1 protein-coding gene and 1 pseudogene are annotated in these 2,184 nt (G+C 33.3%); both read right to left on the bottom strand.

Annotation, left to right across the window (positions count from 1 at the left end; translation table 11 throughout):
* Nucleotides 1–234: 234 nt before the first annotated feature.
* A complete protein-coding gene (locus tag F6K13_RS29780; protein WP_240038734.1) occupies nt 235–735 on the bottom strand; it encodes a tetratricopeptide repeat protein in 501 nt (166 codons plus the stop codon).
* Nucleotides 736–1,890: pseudogene (locus tag F6K13_RS29775) on the bottom strand (1-deoxy-D-xylulose-5-phosphate reductoisomerase); the annotation flags it as partial. It abuts the gene before it with no gap.
* Between the last annotated feature and the right edge of the window lie 294 nt (nt 1,891–2,184).

Genomic DNA, 2,184 nt, shown 5'->3' with positions numbered 1-2,184 from the left:
TTATTCGTTTTTCATAATTGTTTTTAAGGAATTTAATAACTTACTTTTTTAATTGCAGTAATTAATTATTTAAACAATATTCTGTCAATTAGGCTTCAATCATGAAGATACCTAAATAAATTTTAGGAAAAATTATTTGAGTTAATTAATTTTTTTTTCACTTTAAATTTAGACTATATCAATAATGATTGAATTAATCATTATTTGCTATTTCAAAAAAATGATGTTATCGACTCACTCTTGTATAAATGTTTCTGTAGATCCTGTATCAACATGAACATAACTACGATGTTTGGCAGATGTATAATTTGGATTGAGTCTAATTGCTTGATTATAATCAGCGATCGCCCCCCAATTATCTCCTACTTTTCGCAATACATTTCCCCGTCGATAATAAACTTTTGGATGAGTCGCATCTAATTTAATTGCCTGGTTATAGTCATCAATTGCTCCTTGATAATCTTCTAATTTTTCTTTCACATCACCTCTATAAATATAAGCATCTGAGTTACCGTTATCTATCTCTATTGCATGATTAAATTCTGCCAAAGCTAATTGATAATTTTGTTGCTGATATTCTGCTAATCCCTTTTTATAAAAATCATTAAATCCTAGGTTATCATTTTCACTTTTTATTTCTGTAGATGCATCATCTTCGATTTTTTTTTCTTCTGCATTTGCTAGCTTTTCTTCAACATTAACTAATACATTTTTTAGAGGATTAGCTACTATCAAGCTTCCAGCTACAGCTTCTTTTCTTGCCCATTTATCTGTAGCTAAAATATCATCTAAACTGGGATTTTTCTGACAATCTGACTTATGCTTTTCACATACATATTCAATCAACTTAGGAATATCCAAAAAAGGAATTTTTTCTTCTAAAAATAATGCCACAGCCTGTTCATTTGCTGCATTCAAAGCCGCCGGCATCGAACCACCTATACGACCTGCAGTATAAGCCAATTGAATACAAGGATATTTCAAATTATCGGGTTCCTTAAAAGTCAAACTACCAGCTTTAACTAAATCTAATTGTTTCCAATCAGTATAAAGCCTTTCCGGCCAAGATAAAGCGTAAAGTAGAGGCAAACGCATATCTGGCCAACCCAACTGAGCTAAAACAGAAGTATCTTGTAACTCAATTAAAGAGTGAATTATACTCTGAGGATGAATCACTATATCAATATTTTCATAATCTAATCCAAACAAATAATGAGCTTCAATAACTTCCAAACCTTTATTCATCATCGTGGCAGAATCCACGGTAATTTTACGACCCATTGACCAGTTAGGATGTTTAATGGCATCTGCTACTTTGACTTTTGATAATTTATCAATTGGCCAGTCTCGAAAAGCACCACCAGAAGCAGTTAAAATAATTCTACGTAAACCCTCTTTAGGTACACCTTGAAGACATTGAAAAATTGCTGAATGTTCTGAGTCGGCAGGCAACAATTTTACTCCGTGTTCTTCAATTAAAGGATTAACAACTGGGCCTGCTGCGATAAGTGTTTCTTTATTTGCCAAAGCAATATCTTTTCGGGCCTCAATAGCGGCAATAGTAGGTAATAAACCAGCACAACCGACAATACCCGTTACTACAGCTTCTGAGTCACCATATTTCGCAACTTCAATGACACCATCTTGGCCTGCAAGCAATATGGGTTGAGGTGTCAGGTCAGCAATGGCCTCTTTTAACTCTGTAAATTGGGACTCATTGTTAATAGCAACAATTTCAGGGCGGAACTGTCGTACTTGTTGAGCTAACATTTCTACGTTGCTTCCAGCAGCTAACCCAATAACTCGAAACTTATCTGGGTTTTGAGTAACAATATCTAAGGTTTGAGTACCAATAGACCCTGTAGATCCCAAGATTGTAATTGCTTTCATATTTTTTTGAGAAATTTGTCCACAATTCCACTATACGATTCATTGGTTATTTTGTGTTAAGAGCAAGGTTGCCAGAGTAATAGATTTTAGTTATTCAGATTTTTAATATCAAAAGAGAAATCATAATTTTGCTGACAAATTATCCCAGATTAATCCAGCATTAGATGTACTTTTCTCTAGATATTCCTGTTTCTGAATTTTTTTTTACTATTGGGACTTTAGCAAAAAACGCCAAAAGTATTAAACCCTTGCTGTATAATGCTTTAACGTCAAAATAGCCTATTTCTTGATATA

The sequence above is a fragment of the Okeania sp. SIO2B9 genome, from assembly GCF_010672505.1.
In the GTDB taxonomy this organism is placed as follows: domain Bacteria; phylum Cyanobacteriota; class Cyanobacteriia; order Cyanobacteriales; family Microcoleaceae; genus Okeania; species Okeania hirsuta.
The sequence above is the reverse complement of the archived record's forward strand: the minus strand, read 5'-3'. Positions and strand labels throughout refer to the sequence as shown.